Here is an 18358-nt window from a genome sequence, read left to right on the forward strand (position 1 = left end):
CAATGAAGCAAGCATATAAACGTCTTCTCAGCCGCACAATTCTGGGTGTTGCTGTATGTTCCATGGCACTTGCTTCCCATGGCACCGCAGTACTAGCTAAAGCTCCTTATGAGAGTTATACCTACAATTATTACGAGGAAGCAGTACCTGCTCCAGATGCCTATTTGCCTGAAAGAAGCATATCGGGAATTGATCTCGGAATCGGCAGCTTTTCCACACCTCAAGATCTCTTTGTGTCAAGTAAGGGAGAAGTTTACATTGCAGATACGGGAAATAACCGAATTGTGATTTTGGAGGATGATTGGAAGGTCAAAAAAGTGATCACCACCTTCGAGCATGATTCAAAAGAAGATACTTTTTTATCCCCTAGCGGGGTTGTCGTAAGTGAAGAAGGAAATTTGTATGTAGCAGATACGGAACATAAACGAGTTGTTGTTCTGTCACCAGAAGGAAAACTAATGCAAATCATTGAAAATCCGCAGTCGGATTTGCTGGGTTCTTCTTTTTCCTTTGTACCCCTTAAGTTGTCAGTAGACGCCGGAGGCCGGATCTTTGTCATCGCTAGAGGGGCATATGAAGGAATGCTGCAATTCGATAAGAGTGGAGAATTCATCGGATACTCGGGAACCAACAAAGTTCGGCGTGATTTTGCAGACTACATATGGAGGCTCCTTGCAAGTGATGCGCAAAAGAAACAGATGCAGTTATATATACCAACGGAGTTTTCGAATCTAGATATGGGGAATAAAGGTTTCCTCTATGCCACGAACGTAGATCCAGGATCAACGGAACCTGTAAAAAGGCTGAATCCTTCCGGAGAAGATGTGCTGAAGCGTTATGGTTACTTTGAGGTCAAAGGTGATCTTGTGTATCGCCTAAGAGGTGCATCGGGAGGTCCTTCGAGACTGGTTGATATTAAATACTGGGGTAACGGAATGTACAGTGTTCTTGATGCACTTCGGGGCCGGGTGTTCACTTATGATGACGAAGGTAATCTATTGTACATTTTTGGAGGAATCGGTACGCAGATCGGAACTTTCCGTACACCCGTAGCATTAGATCGAATGGGTAATAAGCAGCTGATACTCGATCAGGGTAAAGAAACGATTACCATTTTCCAGCCGACTGAATATGGTGCTGCGATCCAGGAAGCTGTAGCTAACCACCATGCGGGTGATGACCAAAGAGCAGTTGAAAAATGGAGAGAGGTTCTGCGTCTTAACGCAAACTATGATATCGCATATATCGGAATTGGAAAATCGCTTCTATATGATAAGCAAAATAAAGAAGCAATGGAGTATTTTAAGCTTGGAATGGACCGTAAAAATTACTCAGTTGCCTTTAAAAGATATCGGAAAGAAGTGCTGCAGGAACACTTCGGTACCTTTTTGACAGTGACTACAGGCGGAGTTGTACTCATTATTGCTTTGCGGGCAGTCCGTTCACGGAGCAGAAGGAGGGGGGAGCAACATGAAGCAGGACTTTTTTAAGTTCCCAATGCATCTGATCGTACATCCATTTGATGGTTTCTGGGATTTGAAATATGAAGGAAAAGGAAAAGTCAAAGTGGCACTCGTGATTGTATTCGTTCTTTTTCTTACGTTTGTCCTTCAGCGTCAATATGCAGGTTTTCTAGTGAACTATAATGACCCAAGAACGCTGAACAGTCTAGCTGAACTTCAATATGTTATCCTTCCTTTTTTTCTATGGTGCGTTTCGGGCTGGTCAATTACGACGCTTATGGAGGGAGAGGGGAAATTTCGCGAAATTTTGATGGCTACAGCCTACTCTCTTGTTCCAATCATTTTGATTTATTTACCGATGACGTTGATTAGCCGGTTTTTGACCACAGAGGAAAGCTCCTTCTATTACTTACTCAATACGTTTGCGATTATTTGGTTCCTTTATCTATTGTTTGTAGGTACGATGACGGTCCATCAGTATACCCCGGCGAAGACAGTGATTACGATGCTGTTAACGGTGGTAACGATGGGGATTATGGTTTTTCTAGGTACCCTGGTCTTTAGTCTCATTCAGCAAATTATCGAGTTTATCGTTAATATCTACCGAGAGCTGGTATTCCGAATATAAAGGAGGCGTAAGTCTAGTGAACATCAAAAAAAGCACCTATATCCTGCTGGCTTGCGTCCTTTTGCTTGCGAGTTCTGTATTCTTCCTGCTCGGAAGCGGGCGTCTTACCAGCATTGAACCGCAAAATTATTTTCAGTCTGTAACATCAGAACAGGGAGAGTATGAACCATTTCGGGCGATGAGTGATCAGAGTAAAGGGATTCCAGGTATGACACTGGCTGCACAGAATGATTCGCTCCGTCTCTACATCGATCCGAAAACAACGGTAATCGCGGTAATAGACGATAAATCGGGAGATATATGGTACTCCAATCCCGAAGAGCGTGCGGAAGATTCACTCGCGACCGCTTTTGAGAAGGATGTCATGTCATCACAGCTATCCATCTCTTTCCGTAACACACTTGGCGTGCAAGATACGTATACGAATCATAAACTGAGTATCGAAAAAGAGCAGTTCGAATTGTTTAGCATTCAGGACGGGGTCCGTATTGAATATACGATCGGTGATACAGAGCTTGGTATTGATGCTCTCCCTAAACTGATTAGTAAACAGCGTCTGCAAGAGAAAGTACTTGATAAACTAAGTCCAGCAACGGCGAAATACGTAGAGACAAGATACCTGGTATCGGACGCAAGTCCGGAAATCCTGGAGAGGGCAGATGCTCAGGTTGGCCGGCCGCTCGTACTCCGGAAAATGACAGCTGCTTTTGAAGAAGCAGGATATACCGCAGAAGATCTTGCTGCGGATAACGAAGAGAATGGAATTGCTGCCTCTGGCGGGCAAGGGAAAGCGAAGTTTAAAATCCCGCTTGAATACCGGCTTGAAGGGGAGACACTTACGGCAACCGTTCCACTAAGTCAGATGGAAGAAAGTGAAGGGCAGCGCATTCAAAGTATCGATCTGCTTGCTTATTTTGGCGCAGCCAAAGCAGGTGAAGAAGGATATATGTTTGTTCCCGATGGAACAGGCAGCTTAATCTATTTAGATAACGGAAAAACCAAAGAAGAGCAGTACGTTCAGCCGCTATATGGTGCCGATGCGAATGATAACAGCCGGTCAAGAGGTCAGGTGGCTGAAAAAGCACGTATGCCGGTATATGGTCTCGTGAGCGGTGATCGTGCATTTCTTGCAGTCATCGAAAAAGGCGATGGGAATGCGAGTGTTGCTGCTGATATCAGTGGAAAACAAAATTCCTACAATCATGTGTACAGCCGCTTTATTGTGAGAGGCGAAGATGAACTCGAACTTTATACAGGCAGCAAAATTCAAGAAATCCAGCTCTTATCTGATGATAAATATACCGGCGATGTGCAGGTGAAATACACCTTCTTATCTGGCGATGAGGCGAACTATTCGGGCATGGCAAGAACCTATCAGGAGATGCTGGTGAAGGCGGGGAAATTGACTCAAACAACAGAAGAGGGGGATCTTCCTTTCTATGTGGATGTACTAGGTTCTGTTGATAAGAGAGAGTCTTTTCTCGGCGTACCTTATAAGGCAACGGTACCAATGACTACGTTTGAAGAAGCAAAGCAAATAACGGAAGCGCTTCAGAGAGAGGGCATATCAAGTATACAAATGCGTTATCTTGGTTGGTTTGGAGAAGGGATCGAACATGAACTCCCTGTCAGGCTTTCATCTTCAGGACTTGGAAGTACAAAAGAGCTCAGATCGCTCAATGATTTGCTTCAAAACAGTGGCGGCGGTCTTTATCCCGATGTTGCTTTCTTACATGTCTATCATAAAGGAAATGGATTCCGTACTTCGCGGGATGCTTCCCGGTTTATTACAAAAGAAGAAGCATTATTATCCCCTTACGACAGAGCACTGAATCGGATGTCAACGAGACTTGACAGTTACTATTTACTTTCTCCATCTAAAGTGCCGGACGTCGTTGCTAAATTTATGGAGGAATACGAAAGCAAAGAGATTACAGGTCTTTCACTTCGCGATCTGGGAGATTCACTGCATTCGGATTATCGAAATAAACGTATCATTTTTAAAGAAACGGCAAGACAAATCTCAGAAGAGCAAACAGCTCTCTTAGCAGCTGAATACCCGAATCTGATGATATCAGGAGGCAATATATATGCTCTTGGATCGGCCAAACATATTATTAATACCCCTGCAGGATCAAGTGGTTTTCAGTTAACCGATGAATCCGTTCCTTTTTATCAAATGGTAATCCATGGTTACAAAGATTACACAGGTGAACCTATGAATTTGGCAGCAGATACGAATGTTACATCACAGCTGCTCCAAAGCTTGGAACAAGGAAAAGCACCTCATTTTCTATGGAGTTCAGAACCTGCTTCCGAACTTAAATTTACTCGTCATGACACCCTGTATTCTACCGATTATGAGGCATGGATTGATGAAGCGACGAAGATGTATCAGGAAATAAGCGGAATTCTAGCTCCTCTTCGTACTGTTCAGATCGATGAACGCGTAGTTCATCAGCCGGGAGTGATTGAAATGCAGTACAGTAATGGAACTCATATATGGATTAATTATAACGATAAGCCGGTAGTTATAGGCGAGGTTTCGATCCCAGCACAGCATTACTTCGTAGGCGGTGATGAATCATGAAAGGGATGGGACTCACTTTAACGAGAAAAAGATCTCTCCTCGGGTTATTTTTCATATCGCCGTGGCTGGTAGGATTTATCATCCTGTTTCTCATGCCAATGATTCAATCCATTCGGTTCAGCATGAGTGATCTAAGTATTGTTCCAGGAGGTTATGAGCTGAAATTCACAGCTTGGAATAACTTTCGGGAAGCGCTGTTCATAGACGCAAATTACAATCGAATCTTAACAGAATCGGTGTTACAAATGGCGGTAAATGTACCGCTGATTTTATTCTTTAGCCTCTTCTCCGCTGTGCTGCTGAATCAGAAGTTCAGAGGACGTTCACTTGCGCGGGCGATTTTCTTTCTGCCCGTGATCCTTGCCTCTGGAGCTGTTGCTTCGGCGGAAGCAGCCGGCCTGATTAATCTGATCGGGAACGCTACAGCAGCGGAGGAAGCGGGGCTGTCTTCTTCGCAGTTTAATACTATGGCCATGGTAGATTTGCTTGCAGAAGCAGGGATGCCGCTCGTCATGACCGATTATATCGTTGATGCCGTCATGCGTATCTACGATATCATCCGCAGCTCAGGCGTACAGATTCTTATTTTTCTAGCCGCACTTCAATCTGTACCTACGACGATGTATGAAGTAGCCAAAATGGAGGGCGCTACAGGTTATGAGTCTTTCTGGAAAATCACATTTCCTATGGTAAGTCCGTTAATTCTGACGAATGTCATCTATACGGTGATTGATTCTTTTACAACAAGTCCGATTACGCAAACCATCTATACGACGGCATTTCAAACACAAAATTTTGGGCTGAGTGCTTCTATGTCCTGGCTTTATACGATAGTTGTCGGCATACTGCTCCTCATCATTGGATTCTTCATTTCGAAAAAAGTTCATTATAACTGAGTTCACATTAGATCACGTATGGGGAGGTGGAGGCTCATGGAAACGGCAACAAAACAGGGGAGAAGTGAAGCCGTTGTATTTAAAATGCAGCGAACGAAAAATAAATTGATCGATGCCCTGTGGTCTATTTTTCGCTATGTGCTTATCATAGGTATATCATTTGTCATTTTGTATCCGATCCTAATGAAAATCTCGACAGCCTTTAAAGACAAAACAGATATTTATAATCCCACGATTTATATGATTCCTGTCCATTTTACGATGGATAATATCAAGCTTGCGTCCGAGGTATTGAACTACTTCCCGCTGCTCGGTAACACGCTGCTCTATGTATTTGTGGTGATGGTTCTTACGACGGTTTCCACTGCTCTTGCAGGTTACGGATTTGCTAGATTTGAATTTCCAGGAAGCAAAATCTTATTCGCAATGGTCATCCTCACTATTCTAGTGCCTACAAGTACGCTCATGGTACCCATGTATTTGCACTTTCGAAGTTTTGATGTGCTTGGTTTGATATCGCTTTTCACGGGAAAAGAAGGAGTGAATCTACTTAACACCTACTGGCCATCCATGATTACAGCAGGCACGGCGACAGGACTGAAAGCGGGACTTTTCATCTATATTTTCCGTCAATTTTTCAAAGGAATGCCGAAAGAAATCGAGGAAGCAGCCTTAATTGATGGTGCTGGAGGAATAAAGACCTTTATACGAATCATGCTTCCTAATGCAATTCCGCCGATGATCACGGTTATGCTGTTTTCATTTGTGTGGACTTACAATGACACCTTTTATCCTTCGCTGTTTATGAGTGAGACGAATTTGATGTCATTAAAAGTGGCTTCTCTTCCATCGCAGATTAATCTGATTATTCCGCAGTTACTTGGACTTGCGGGAACGGATATTAAAGCAGATCCAAACCATGTAGCGATGCTTGTGGATACGGGAATCCTGCTCGCAATTGCTCCTCTTATTATATTGTATCTATTTGTGCAGCGTTATTTCGTTGAAAGTGTAGAGAGAACGGGAGTTGTAGGTTGATTTGCTAGTGAACAACATAACATTTTTACTGTTAGTTAATTAGTTATTTAACAGACTAAATTAGGATAACAAAAAGAATTGAAACGTTTTCGATAACATGAGACAATGAGCAGAGGAAAATTTTATTAGGAACAAAGAAGCTTAGAAAATTGGGTTGATCTTTGGATCGGTCCAATTTTCCGTCTTTTCTTGGTTTAAGATTTAGTGATGTATGAAAGGCTTCAAGGAAATTTAACATGTGGAGGATTTCAAATCATGCAGGAAACAAAGGTAGTTTTAAACAAAGATTGGACTTTTAAGGCATGTGACGAGCAGGATTGGAAAAATGCAGTCGTTCCTGGTTTTGTTCATACAGACCTGCTTAAAAATGGACTCATTCAAGATCCTTTCTATGGTACGAATGAAAAGCTCGTTCAATGGATTGATAAGAAAGACTGGGAGTATAAAACTACGTTTCAAGTTGCAGATGAGATTCGAAGTGAGGAACATGTAGATCTCATATTTCATGGACTGGATACATATGCGGATGTCTATCTAAACGGTATACCTATTTTATCTGCGGATAATATGTTTCGTGTATGGGATGTGAATGTAAAAACGATTTTGAAAGCGGTTGATAACGAACTGCGTATTGTATTTCGTTCCCCTATTCAAGAAGACTTACCTAAGCTGGAAGAGCTAGGATATCAGCTGCCGGCTGCAAATGACCAATCCGAAGTAGGTGGACTTAGCCAAAAAAGAGTGAGTATTTTCGCTAGGAAAGCGCCTTATCATTATGGTTGGGACTGGGGTCCAAGATTTGTGACAAGTGGAATTTGGCGTGACATTGAGCTGAGAGCTTGGTCTGAAGATTACATTGCAGATGCCTATATTCATCAGAATAAAGTAAGCGAAAGCGTCGCAACTCTTACAGCAGTATTAGAAGTTAACGTTGATCAGGCAGGCCCAAGAGTGATCCGGATCGAAACAGATGGCGGCGAATGGACCAAAGAAGCAAGTCTCCCTGCTGGAGAATCGAAAGTGAGTGTAGACTTTGAGCTTGAATCACCGAAGCTGTGGTGGTCTCGAGGTCTTGGTGAACCTCATATGTATACCTTTAAAGTTCAACTACTGGATACTACAGGAAGCCGCGCCAAAGCAGAGCGTCAGATCAAAACTGGTATTCGCAGTATTCGTCTTGTCCAAGAAGCAGATGAATATGGCACATCGTTCTATTTTGAACTTAACGGGGTTCCTGTCTTTGCTAAAGGGGCTAACCATATTCCGAATGACAGCTTTATTACAGAGGTGACTTACGAAAGATATCGTCATGAGATCGAGTCAGCTGCGCTGGCGAACATGAATATGCTTCGTGTTTGGGGCGGAGGGATATACGAGCAGGATGTTTTTTATGATCTGTGTGATGAATATGGCATTTTGGTATGGCAGGACTTTATGTTTGCTTGCAGTATGTATCCGGGAGATGAAGCGTTCTTAGCCAGTGTCCGGCATGAAGCTATAGATAATATGAAACGCCTGCGGAATCATCCGAGTATTGCTCTATGGTGCGGTAATAACGAGATGGACTCCGCTTGGGCGCATTATAACGAAAATGGCGGCTGGGGCTGGAAGAAAGACTTTACCCAAGAGCAGCGCGAAAAAATTTGGGCAGACTATGAAGCTATTTTCCATCACCTGCTTCCCGAAGTAATAGAAGAGCTTGTACCAGGTGCGGACTACTGGCCATCCTCTCCCATTGTATCGATCTCCAATGACATTAACCAGCATGCAACAACGAGTTCGGTTACAGGTGATGTACATTACTGGGGCGTATGGCACAACGCAGAACCATTTGAAAATTATAATCTTCAGTTAGGAAGATTTATGAGTGAATATGGTTTTCAATCTTTCCCTGAACATAAATCTGTACTAAGGTATGCAGAGCCTTTGGATCTAGAACTGACTTCGGACGTCATGATGGCTCACCAGAAGAATGGGGATGGGAACCGTCTGATTAAAGAGTATATGGATATGTATATGACAGAGCCGAAGGATTTCCCTTCCTTTTTGTATATGAGCCAAGTCCTGCAGGCAGATGCGATGAAAGTGGCAATTGAAGCGCACCGAAGAAATCGACCTTTCGTGATGGGAACACTGTATTGGCAGATGAATGACACATGGCCTGTAGCTTCCTGGGCAGGTATGGATTACTACGGTAACTGGAAAGCGCTGCATTACTATGCAAAACGCAGTTTTGCTGATGAGATGATCTCGATTGATGATACGAAGCCGGGAAGAGTGGATCTATATCTGCTGTCCGATGTACTTCAGCCGCTGGAAGGAAATATCAGTATTCGAATTGCTGACTTTGACGGTACACTGCATGAAGTTCAGACACACTTGGTAAGTATAGCGGGCAATACAACGGGGCTTGTCCTTTCACTAGATAGAGAGCAGCTTCTTCGTGGAAGAGACGAGCAGCGTACGGTGATGATTGTGGAACTTGTCCGTAAGGGCGAAGTGATTGACAGTCAGAAACACTATTTTGTCCCTTTCAAAGATATGAAGTTAACCAAGGCCCAAATCGAAATTACAGAAGTAGAAGGTTCAGAAGGAACCAAATTCCATTTGAAAACCTCGGTTCTAGCCAAACAAGTATGGCTTGATAGTAACCAAGAAGGGATCTTCAGCGATAATTTCTTTGACCTTATTCCAGGCGAGACAAAAGAAGTATCCTTCTTTGCGCGCAGGGGCGGGGAGCAGGCGTTTGAACTTGCGAATCCAGGAGAGCTGAAGATACGCTCCATGTCTGATTTTATTAAAGAAACACAAGTGCAGAAATAGTAATTATAGAATGATGGTTGGTCAATTCCCGGTTGTATTATCTACAGCCGGGGATTGTTTATAACTTATTTATTTTCAGAAGGGAGAATACATGATGGACGAGATACAGTACGCAGCAGCGGTGAACCAGATAGGTTATCCGATAAACGGACAGAAAACAGCCATCTTCACTGAAAAGACATCTGAATTTCATATTGAAGAGGAGGGGACGAAAAAGATTGTCTATCGCGGAAGAACCTCGCAGCCTGCTTACGATCAATCCTCAGGGAGTAAAGTGAGAAGAGCTGATTTTTCTGAACTAGCTAAGCCAGGTACTTATGTTGTAGTAGATGATGAAGGAAACCGATCGACTCCTTTTGCCTTGGAAGAAAGACCTTATCGTGAATTACATAAAGGATTATTGAAGGCGTTTTATTATTTGCGCTGTGGAGTAACACTTGATGAGAAGTATGCAGGGGAATGGGGACATGAATCTTGTCATACAAAGAAAGGTGCGGTTCACGGGGAAGAAGGGTTATACCTTGACGGAAATGGGGGATGGCATGATGCAGGAGATTATGGAAAGTATGTGGTTGCTGGGGCGAAAGCGGTAGCTGATTTACTGCTGGCCTATGAAATGTACCCCAATGCATTCGGTGAATCCATTCCTCTCCCAGAGTCGGATCAAGTTATGCCAGATGTGCTGCATGAATGTAAAGTGGAGCTGGATTTTTTGTTTAAAATGCAAGACCAAAGAAGTGGAGGAGTGTATCACAAACTGACAACTAGGCACTTCCCGGGCCTATCTGTAATGCCAGAAGATGACCTTGCTGAACTGGTGTTTTCACCCATTTCCGCAACCGCGACAGCATGTTATGCAGCCATCATGGCATATGCATCCCGCGTATACCGTTCGTACGATCCTTCCTATGCAGATCGTTGTCTACATTCTGCTGAGTATGCTTGGGAGTGGCTTGAGAAGCATCCGAAAGCAGGAGGATTTAAGAATCCACCGGATATTACCACGGGGGAGTATGGAGATGATTGTATAACCGACGAGAAGTACTGGGCTGCTGCAGAACTGTATCATACAACTAGTCTGGAGAAATATCATACTGCTTTCCAGCAATACAGCAAGGAATCCTTTCCTAAATGTGAGCTAGGCTGGGCAGATGTAGGAGGATACGGCACAATTAGCTACTTGCGTAAAGGAAAGACAGATGAGAATCAAGCTCTATTGAGCTCATTACAGCAAGAACTGATTTTGGAAGCGGAGCGTCTTTTACAGATCTGCGAAAAAGATGGATATGGTATATCTCTTGAAGAAAAAGATTATGTGCGGGGCAGTAATATGGGTCTTATGAACCGAGCGATGATACTGCTATTCGCAATGGAATGGTCTTCCAAACCAGAATATGAAAAAGCAGCTGCTCAGCATTTGCATTATTTGTTAGGGCAAAACACACTTCATATCTCGTATGTTACAGGCTTTGGAACACATTCTGTAATGAACCCGCATCATCGTCCATCCGTAGGAGATCATGTGGATGCACCGGTACCCGGAATGGTAGCAGGAGGTCCTAATCGAAATCTGAATGATGAGATTATGGAGCGTACGTTAAAAGGGAAACCGGCTGCAGCAAGTTATATCGATCATGAAGACAGTTATGCAGGTAACGAGATTACGATCTACTGGAATTCACCAGCAGTATTTGTTGTTTCTTACTTTAATCAATGAGTACAGCTTGTCATTATAAATCGCCTCGTCTCACGAAGAGATGGGGTGATTTATTTTTTACTATTTTTTGAAACACGAGGTTCTTCGCATAAACGAGAAATGGAGCGGTAAATAGAGTTTCTGTCGCCTGCATAACCACTCGAATTGTCGGAAAATAGGCCTTATCTTCGGAAGGAAAGATGAATTTAAAAATCCTAGCCACTCATAGAAGGGATTTTCGTGTGATTACCGAAATAACTTCGGTAGTAACACGAAAGGGATGAAAGAGAATATGCATGAACAGTTGCTCCTTTCACTTGATTTACCGCAAAGAACCATTATTTTAAGTCTTCAGCCGGGACCTTACGAGGAAATACGAAAGGGCCAAAAGAAGATCGAATTCCGCCGAAGGTTTATAAATGAACCGGTAGGTGCTTTTATTTATGTATCTTCGCCGATCAAACAAATTAAAGCTTATATCGAGTTTGGTAAGCCAGCCCATGAGGAGATATCTACATTGGTTTTTCTTTCAGAAAAAATGTATCCAGGGACTGGAGAAAGCTTGAAGGAATATTTTAAGGGACTGAATTCCGGGTATGCCATTCCAATTCTTTCCTTTACGGAATTTTCGCCTCTCTCACTAGAGTTATTAAAGGGAGGCTATGATTTTAAACCTCCTCAATCGTATATGAATTTGTCTGCTAATCCGCTTTTAGAAAAAGCGTTGTTCCAAAAGATAAAGGAACAGAAATTAAAATAGAAGGATTGAAGATGAAAAGTCTTCGGTCCTTCTTTTTTTATTTGTTATTGTTTTTGTTATCTTTGTTATTCTGTTATTATCCATATTTGCAATTATTCTGTTTGAGATAAGAATTGTTAAAAATATTAAATTATTTACGGAAAAAGGTATGAAAGCGGTATGTAATGCTATATAATCGGTATTGTTAAGGTGTTTTATATATGTGTCTTAAAGAAAATGTAGGATAACAATATACTATTAATATAGCGAATGTTATTTTATATAAATAACAGAATGAAAATGTGTTTGGTATAATTGTTTGATGTATTAGTTTGATTTTGATGTATTCGTTTGTGTATTTGCTTGTTTATTCGTTTGTTTTGATTTACATATGGTGACTGTAAGTGTTGTATTCAGATCCATACTATAGATGGTTTTGAATTGATAGTTTTGAAGGGAGGTGTTGCCTAACTTGAAAGCGCTTCACGATTGTGCTTGAGGGAAGTAAATATATCCAATTGTACTTAGGAGGGAATGTATGAAACAAAAACCTTTAGTGCTTTTCCTTGTGTTGTCTATGATGGCTGTATTGATGCCGGCTAACGAATCTAAACTTACAGCAGCGCCTATTGTTTATGAGGCAGAAGAAGCGACTTTATCTGGTGTTGAAGTTTTAACTGAAATGGAGGGATATTCCGGCACTGGATATGTGGGTGGATTCGATCTAGCGGAAGATAAACTGACCTTTGAAGTTTCTGTTCCAGAGACGGCTCTATATAACCTTGAGATTGGATATTCCTCACCTTATGGCGATAAGTACACTTCACTCATGATTAATGATGAATCTCAAGGAGAAGTTGCTCTAAAACAAAACTCAGGATTCACACAAATTCAGGCTGGTAAGATCCTTCTGCAAGAAGGTACGAACCAAATTAGCTTTTTAACGAATTGGGGATGGTATTTTATCGATTATATTCGGTTAGAACAAGCTGCTAGTCCGCCGCCGCATACCATTAATAAGGAACTTGTTAACTCGAAAGCTTCCAAAGAAGCGAAGGCACTCTATAACTACTTGAAATCTGAATATGGCAATCATATCTTGTCAGGACAACAGACTTTGGCAGATGCAAATTGGATTGAAGAGAATATCGGTAAGAAACCAGCGGTATTGGGGCTTGACCTCATGGATTATTCCCCTTCGCGCGTAGAAAGAGGGACGACTTCATCTGATGTTGAGCATGCCATTCAGTGGGATCAGGAAGGCGGAATTGTTACTTTTGCTTGGCACTGGAACGCGCCTAAAGACCTGATTGATGAACCGGGAAAAGAATGGTGGAGAGGTTTTTATACGGATTCCACAACTTTCGATCTCGAGTATGCACTGGCTAACAAAAACTCAGAAGATTATAAGCTTTTGATTCGGGATATGGATGTCATTGCAGATGAACTCAAACGACTGGAGAAATCGAAAGTTCCTGTCCTTTGGAGACCTTTGCATGAAGCAGAAGGCGGCTGGTTCTGGTGGGGAGCTAAAGGTCCTGAGCCTGCTAAAGAACTGTACCGCATTATGTATGACCGTTTTACAAAAGTACACAAATTGAACAATCTCATCTGGGTGTGGAACTCAGAAAATCCGGAATGGTATCCCGGCGATGAGTATGTCGATATTGTAAGTGTGGATAGTTACCCGGCTGCAGGCGATTATGGTCCGGTCAGCAGCCGGTATGAAAATCTCAAAGCCCTTGTTAATGACCGAAAGCTGATCGCACTGACGGAGAATGGGCCTATCCCAGATCCGGATTTACTGCAGATTTACCGGGCAGACTGGAGCTGGTTTGTTACTTGGAACGGGAACTTTATCAATGATGGTATACAGAACAAACGGGAGCATCTTGTGAAGGTATATGAAAGTCCTTATGTGATAACGCTCGATGAACTTCCGGATTGGAAAAAGAAATTCAAGAAATAATCAAAGTCGAGGAAGCAAGCAAGTTGCTTGCTTAAAGACGAGGAGAATCTTCCTTAGGAAAAAGTAGTCTGATGCTAAGGGACATCGCATTCTGCTTTCCCTTAGCAGTATTCTTACTAATATGAGATTAGAGAGGAGCAAGATACAATGCCGATTTACATAGAGAAAGAAACGTTACGATTTCATCTACAAGGAAAAACAACAAGTTATCTAATGCAAGTCGTTGATGGTTATTTGGTTCATTTATATTGGGGAAAGAAAATAAGACATGAACAGGATTTAAGTCATGTACCAGGCGTGCCGAATCACCAAAATCTTGACCTCATTCCACAGGAATATCCGCAGTACGGCAGCGGTGATTTTAGGGAACCTGCTTATCAGGTTCAATTAACAGATGGAACACGCATTACAGAACTTGTCTACTCTTCGTATGAGATTACAGAAGGGAAACCTGCACTTGATGGTCTTCCTGCCGTATATACCGAATCTAATGAAGAGGCTCAGACACTCACGATTGAACTTAAGGATGTTTACACGGGATTGTCTGTTTTTGTAAGCTACAGTGTTTTTCATCATATGGATTCCATTATTCGATCCGTTCGATATGAACATAAAGGAAAAGACAAACTGCGCCTGCTTCGTGCACTCAGCATGAGTGTGGATATGAATGTATCGGATTATGAGTTTGTCTATTTAAGCGGGGCATGGGCCAGAGAAGCAAACATCGTTAAACGGCCACTTGGACCAGGGAGTACTCGTATTGAGAGTAAACGTGGTATGAGCAGCCATCAGCTCAATCCGTTTATGGCACTTGCCAGCAAAGGAACAAATGAAGCCAGGGGAGAAGTGTACGGTTTTAGTCTGGTTTACAGCGGCAATTTCATCGGATCAGCAGAAGTAGACCCTCAGCGAAAAGTAAGAATTCAAATGGGAATCAATCCGTTTGATTTTGATTGGGTACTTTCACCAGGTGAGTCCTTCCAGACTCCGGAAGTAGTTATGGTTTATTCTTCTGAAGGATTTGGCGGAATGTCAAGAACGTACCATAAGCTTTACCGAACTAGACTTGTGAGAGGCAAGTACCGTGATAAAGAACGTCCGATACTCGTGAATAACTGGGAAGCAACTTATTTTAACTTTACTGCAGACAAGATTGAAGATATTGCGAAGGTGGGGGCTGAACTCGGGATTGAACTTTTTGTTCTAGACGACGGTTGGTTCGGCAAACGAAATGATGATACCACTTCGCTTGGAGACTGGACAGTGGATCGAAACAAACTGCCAAATGGTCTGACAGACTTAGCTGAGAAGATCAATCAGAAAGGACTTCAGTTTGGGCTATGGGTGGAGCCGGAGATGGTATCGCCGGATAGTAATCTATATCGAAGCCATCCGGATTGGTGTCTCCATGTAGAAGGCAGAAGAAGAACATTAGCGAGATCACAGCTCGTACTCGATCTGTCCCGAACTGAGGTGAGAGAATATCTTTATCAGGCATTAAGCGATATTTTTGAAAGTGTACCGATCTCGTATATTAAATGGGACATGAACCGTGGACTATCTGAGATTGCATCAGCGGCAGCATCTCCAGATCATCAGGGTGAAATTGCTCATAGGTATGTACTCGGATTGTACGATCTGTTAGCAAAACTCACAACGAAGTTTCCGCACATTCTTTTTGAAAGCTGCGCAAGCGGGGGCGGCAGATTTGATCCCGGGATGCTCTACTATATGCCGCAAACATGGACAAGTGATAATACGGATGCCGTAGAGAGATTAAAAATTCAGTATGGGACAAGCCTTGTATACCCTGCAAGTGCGATCGGGGCTCACGTCTCGGCTGTGCCGAATCATCAGTTAGGAAGATCCACATCACTCTCGATGAGAGGTAATGTAGCGATGTCCGGTAATTTTGGGTATGAACTGGATTTGACCAAGTTTTCGGAGGAAGAGAAAGAAGAAGTTCGAGGTCAGGTTGCTGAGTACAAAAGGTTCCGCAGTCTAGTTCAGCAGGGGGATCAATTCCGACTGCTTAGTCCATTTGAGGGTAATGAAGCATCCTGGATGTTTGTTTCCGCTGATCAAAGTGAAGCGATCTTGTTTTATTTTAAAGTACTAGCAGAGCCTTATGCGCTTCCTAGCCTTATCAAGCTGCAAGGACTTGACCCTGATGCTTCCTATGATATCGAAGGTGCAGGCACCTATGGTGGAGATCTTTTGATGAATGTTGGATTAACAATTCCTGCTCCTCACGGAGATTTTGGAAGTCATGTGTTCTATATGAGGAAGGATGAGTCGTCTTATGCCGAATGATGACCTGAACCATAATATAATTGGCGAACATTAGCTGTAATCTGATTTTATTCGACTTTATAAGCGAGAGAAAACGTCATATTTGCGGACCGTTTACATCACCTGAAGGATAAAGCAATGCACAAAAGTAGGATAAATATCACAAAAACATAAAAAAAGGAGAGAAAATTTGTCTTTTTTGTGATCTTCATATTTAAATCCTTTACCTGATATGGTAATCTTTTAAAAAGGCGGCTTCTATGCCTTAGAAGTATTACGAAAGCGATATCATTTCTAAAGTAGAGGAGATGTAACGATGCCGAAAACTCCGTTATTTATTGTGACAGGTGCAAGTTGTGTTGGTAAAACGTCTGTTATCCCTTATGTGCGTAGTCAGCTTTCGGAATTCGATGTGTTTGATATGGATTTAGAGGGATCATTAACTCCTGAGCATGCGATCGACCACTGGTTGAAAGTTGCTCATCAGATCTCATTAAGTGATCGGGGAACCGTACTATTTGGAACCATCACCCCCGAAGCCGTGCAAAAAAGTGAGATCAAAAATCGATTCAGCCATATCTACTATATAAATCTGCATTGTGATGATGAAGTGCGTGCAAAACGTTTACGAGAGAAAGGGGCAGAAGAGGGACAGATCCAGAAGCATGCTATTCTTGCGAACTGGTTTATCCAAAATGCAGATTCTGCTTTTACTCCGCCTATTTCAACCATCGATACATCACAGCACTCTCCAGAACAATGTGCCAAATTCATTCGAAAATGGGTGCTTAAATACTGGAGTTCTCGCTATCCTTTAGAAATACGTGCTAATTAGTTAGAAGATCAATCTCAAACGATAGCTTATAGCTATCGTTTGTTTCATTCCATGATTCGAAAGGGAATTATTACATATTCTATAGCCTCGCAGTAGAAAAAGGAATATAATGAATTATTATTAACAATTTATGAATCGTGAATCTTTTACTATCATCTTCCTTGTTCTCAACTACGCTAGTGCTTAAATTCCATAAATGTGAGGTTGATTATGTCCATGATCATTGAAAGACTGGATTCAGAAGAAACGGCTCTAAGTTGGAAGAAAGCGTTTGAACAACATAAAATTGTGCGCCCAGACTCTTTTTATGAACAGTGTTTGCATGAAAATAGAATTGGACTTCGGGTTACTCTGCTCGTCTATCTGGACGGAGGGAAGCTTGCGGGGTGTGCGCATTTGAAATTTGAATCCGATTACCTCTATTTTAAGTCACAAGGCATTCCTGAAATTAATGATGTTAACATTTTTCCGGAATTTCGCCGAAGAGGGATTGGAAATCAGTTGATTGAAGAATTTGAGAGTATTGCCGCTTATAATGCATATGACAGTATCGGAATTGGAATGGGATTACATAAGGAATTTGGTGCGGCACAGCGGATTTACTGTAAAAGAGGTTATGTGCCTGACGGAAATGGAGTCATGTATGAGCACCGGGAAGTTTCCGAAGGAGAAACGGTCCAAGTGAACGACGATTTGCTTCTTTATTTTGTGAAAGAGCTTGGTGTTCCGGGAACATAATTAGACGATCAGATGCCATGCCGATGTACATAGGGATGAAGTAAAGAGCGGACCGTAGGTTAATAGAATCACGGTCTTTTTTTGAATTCGGAAACAGAGAGAGGAGATTCTAAGGTGATGATTCGAATGATTACCCCGCAGGATGCAGAAGCATTCTTACGATTGAACAATCAATTGGACAAGGAAACAAAGTTTATGTTGTATGAACCCGGGGAGAGAAAAACAACCGTTCAAGCGCAGGAAAAAGCAATTCGTTCCATGCTGGACGGCGGCCACTCTACTATTATCGTTGCTGAGCAGGATGGAACACTTATAGGACAGATTACAGTCGTTGGTTCCTCACTAATGAGAAAGAAACATACGGCTTATATAGTCATTGGAATTAAACAGGAATTTACAGGTCAGGGACTTGGCAGTAAACTTTTCTCTGCTATGGAGGAATGGTGCAGGGAGAAAGGTGTGCATCGTTTAGAGCTTACCGTGATGAAACCTAACATAGCGGCATTACGTTTGTACGAAAAGGCCGGATTTAAAATAGAAGGTTCAAAGATACACTCGCTCGTTCTGGACGGTGAGTACATAGATGAATATTGTATGGCGAAATGTCTGTAATAAGGCTGTACCGGAAGGAGTTCCTGTACCGTCTTTTTT

13 protein-coding genes are annotated in these 18358 nt (G+C 42.3%); all 13 read left to right on the plus strand.

Annotated elements, in window-relative coordinates; genetic code table 11:
• Positions 1-2: 2 nt before the first annotated feature.
• Positions 3-1490 (plus strand): NHL repeat-containing protein, encoded by a 1488-nt coding sequence (locus QPK24_RS09745; RefSeq protein WP_285748240.1) that lies wholly within the window; start codon positions 3-5, stop codon positions 1488-1490.
• Positions 1471-2091 (plus strand): Yip1 family protein, encoded by a 621-nt coding sequence (locus QPK24_RS09750; RefSeq protein ID WP_285748242.1) that lies wholly within the window; start codon positions 1471-1473, stop codon positions 2089-2091. Before QPK24_RS09745 ends, QPK24_RS09750 begins: the two co-directional genes overlap by 20 nt.
• A gap of 16 nt (positions 2092-2107) precedes the next feature.
• On the plus strand, positions 2108-4681 hold the full coding sequence (locus QPK24_RS09755; protein ID WP_285748244.1) for a DUF5696 domain-containing protein: 2574 nt from the start codon (positions 2108-2110) through the stop codon (positions 4679-4681).
• Positions 4678-5577, plus strand: a complete 900-nt coding sequence (locus tag QPK24_RS09760) for a carbohydrate ABC transporter permease (RefSeq protein WP_285748246.1) — start codon at positions 4678-4680, stop codon at positions 5575-5577. The genes QPK24_RS09755 and QPK24_RS09760 overlap by 4 nt, the downstream gene beginning before the upstream one ends.
• Before the next feature lie 84 nt (positions 5578-5661).
• On the plus strand, positions 5662-6615 hold the full coding sequence (locus QPK24_RS09765; protein ID WP_407083005.1) for a carbohydrate ABC transporter permease: 954 nt from the start codon (positions 5662-5664) through the stop codon (positions 6613-6615).
• A 255-nt stretch (positions 6616-6870) separates the two neighbouring features.
• The gene (locus QPK24_RS09770) at positions 6871-9438 is read left to right on the plus strand and encodes a beta-mannosidase (RefSeq protein WP_285748250.1); all 2568 of its coding nucleotides are present in this window, start codon (positions 6871-6873) and stop codon (positions 9436-9438) included.
• Positions 9439-9529: 91 nt separating this feature from the next.
• Positions 9530-11155 (plus strand): glycoside hydrolase family 9 protein, encoded by a 1626-nt coding sequence (locus QPK24_RS09775; protein WP_285748252.1) that lies wholly within the window; start codon positions 9530-9532, stop codon positions 11153-11155.
• 271 nt (positions 11156-11426) lie between these two features.
• Positions 11427-11894, plus strand: a complete 468-nt coding sequence (locus tag QPK24_RS09780; protein ID WP_285748254.1) for a hypothetical protein — start codon at positions 11427-11429, stop codon at positions 11892-11894.
• A 517-nt stretch (positions 11895-12411) separates the two neighbouring features.
• The gene (locus QPK24_RS09785) at positions 12412-13842 is read left to right on the plus strand and encodes a glycosyl hydrolase (RefSeq protein WP_320416915.1); all 1431 of its coding nucleotides are present in this window, start codon (positions 12412-12414) and stop codon (positions 13840-13842) included.
• A gap of 147 nt (positions 13843-13989) precedes the next feature.
• Positions 13990-16155, plus strand: coding sequence for an alpha-galactosidase (locus QPK24_RS09790; RefSeq protein WP_285748255.1), 2166 nt, complete (start codon positions 13990-13992; stop codon positions 16153-16155).
• A 295-nt stretch (positions 16156-16450) separates the two neighbouring features.
• The gene (locus QPK24_RS09795) at positions 16451-16969 is read left to right on the plus strand and encodes a DEAD/DEAH box helicase family protein (protein WP_285748257.1); all 519 of its coding nucleotides are present in this window, start codon (positions 16451-16453) and stop codon (positions 16967-16969) included.
• 210 nt (positions 16970-17179) lie between these two features.
• A complete protein-coding gene (locus QPK24_RS09800; protein WP_213532711.1) occupies positions 17180-17707 on the plus strand; it encodes a GNAT family N-acetyltransferase in 528 nt (175 codons plus the stop codon).
• Positions 17708-17824: 117 nt separating this feature from the next.
• On the plus strand, positions 17825-18319 hold the full coding sequence (locus QPK24_RS09805) for a GNAT family N-acetyltransferase (RefSeq protein WP_285749241.1): 495 nt from the start codon (positions 17825-17827) through the stop codon (positions 18317-18319).
• The last annotated feature ends 39 nt before the right edge of the window (positions 18320-18358 follow it).

The sequence above is a fragment of the Paenibacillus polygoni genome, from assembly GCF_030263935.1.
GTDB lineage: Bacteria > Bacillota > Bacilli > Paenibacillales > Paenibacillaceae > Paenibacillus > Paenibacillus polygoni.

Bases quoted from the DNA above. Each gene is read 5' to 3' on its own strand.
- QPK24_RS09800 (WP_213532711.1), top strand. From the start codon at position 17,180: ATGTCCATGATCATTGAAAGACTGGATTCAGAAGAAACGGCTCTAAGT.
- QPK24_RS09785 (WP_320416915.1), top strand. From the start codon at position 12,412: ATGAAACAAAAACCTTTAGTGCTTTTCCTTGTGTTGTCTATGATGGCT.
- QPK24_RS09760 (WP_285748246.1), top strand. From the start codon at position 4,678: ATGAAAGGGATGGGACTCACTTTAACGAGAAAAAGATCTCTCCTCGGG.
- QPK24_RS09795 (WP_285748257.1), top strand. From the start codon at position 16,451: ATGCCGAAAACTCCGTTATTTATTGTGACAGGTGCAAGTTGTGTTGGT.
- QPK24_RS09780 (WP_285748254.1), top strand. From the start codon at position 11,427: ATGCATGAACAGTTGCTCCTTTCACTTGATTTACCGCAAAGAACCATT.
- QPK24_RS09805 (WP_285749241.1), top strand. From the start codon at position 17,825: ATGATTCGAATGATTACCCCGCAGGATGCAGAAGCATTCTTACGATTG.
- QPK24_RS09775 (WP_285748252.1), top strand. From the start codon at position 9,530: ATGATGGACGAGATACAGTACGCAGCAGCGGTGAACCAGATAGGTTAT.
- QPK24_RS09770 (WP_285748250.1), top strand. From the start codon at position 6,871: ATGCAGGAAACAAAGGTAGTTTTAAACAAAGATTGGACTTTTAAGGCA.
- QPK24_RS09765 (WP_407083005.1), top strand. From the start codon at position 5,662: ATGCAGCGAACGAAAAATAAATTGATCGATGCCCTGTGGTCTATTTTT.
- QPK24_RS09790 (WP_285748255.1), top strand. From the start codon at position 13,990: ATGCCGATTTACATAGAGAAAGAAACGTTACGATTTCATCTACAAGGA.
- QPK24_RS09745 (WP_285748240.1), top strand. From the start codon at position 3: ATGAAGCAAGCATATAAACGTCTTCTCAGCCGCACAATTCTGGGTGTT.
- QPK24_RS09750 (WP_285748242.1), top strand. From the start codon at position 1,471: ATGAAGCAGGACTTTTTTAAGTTCCCAATGCATCTGATCGTACATCCA.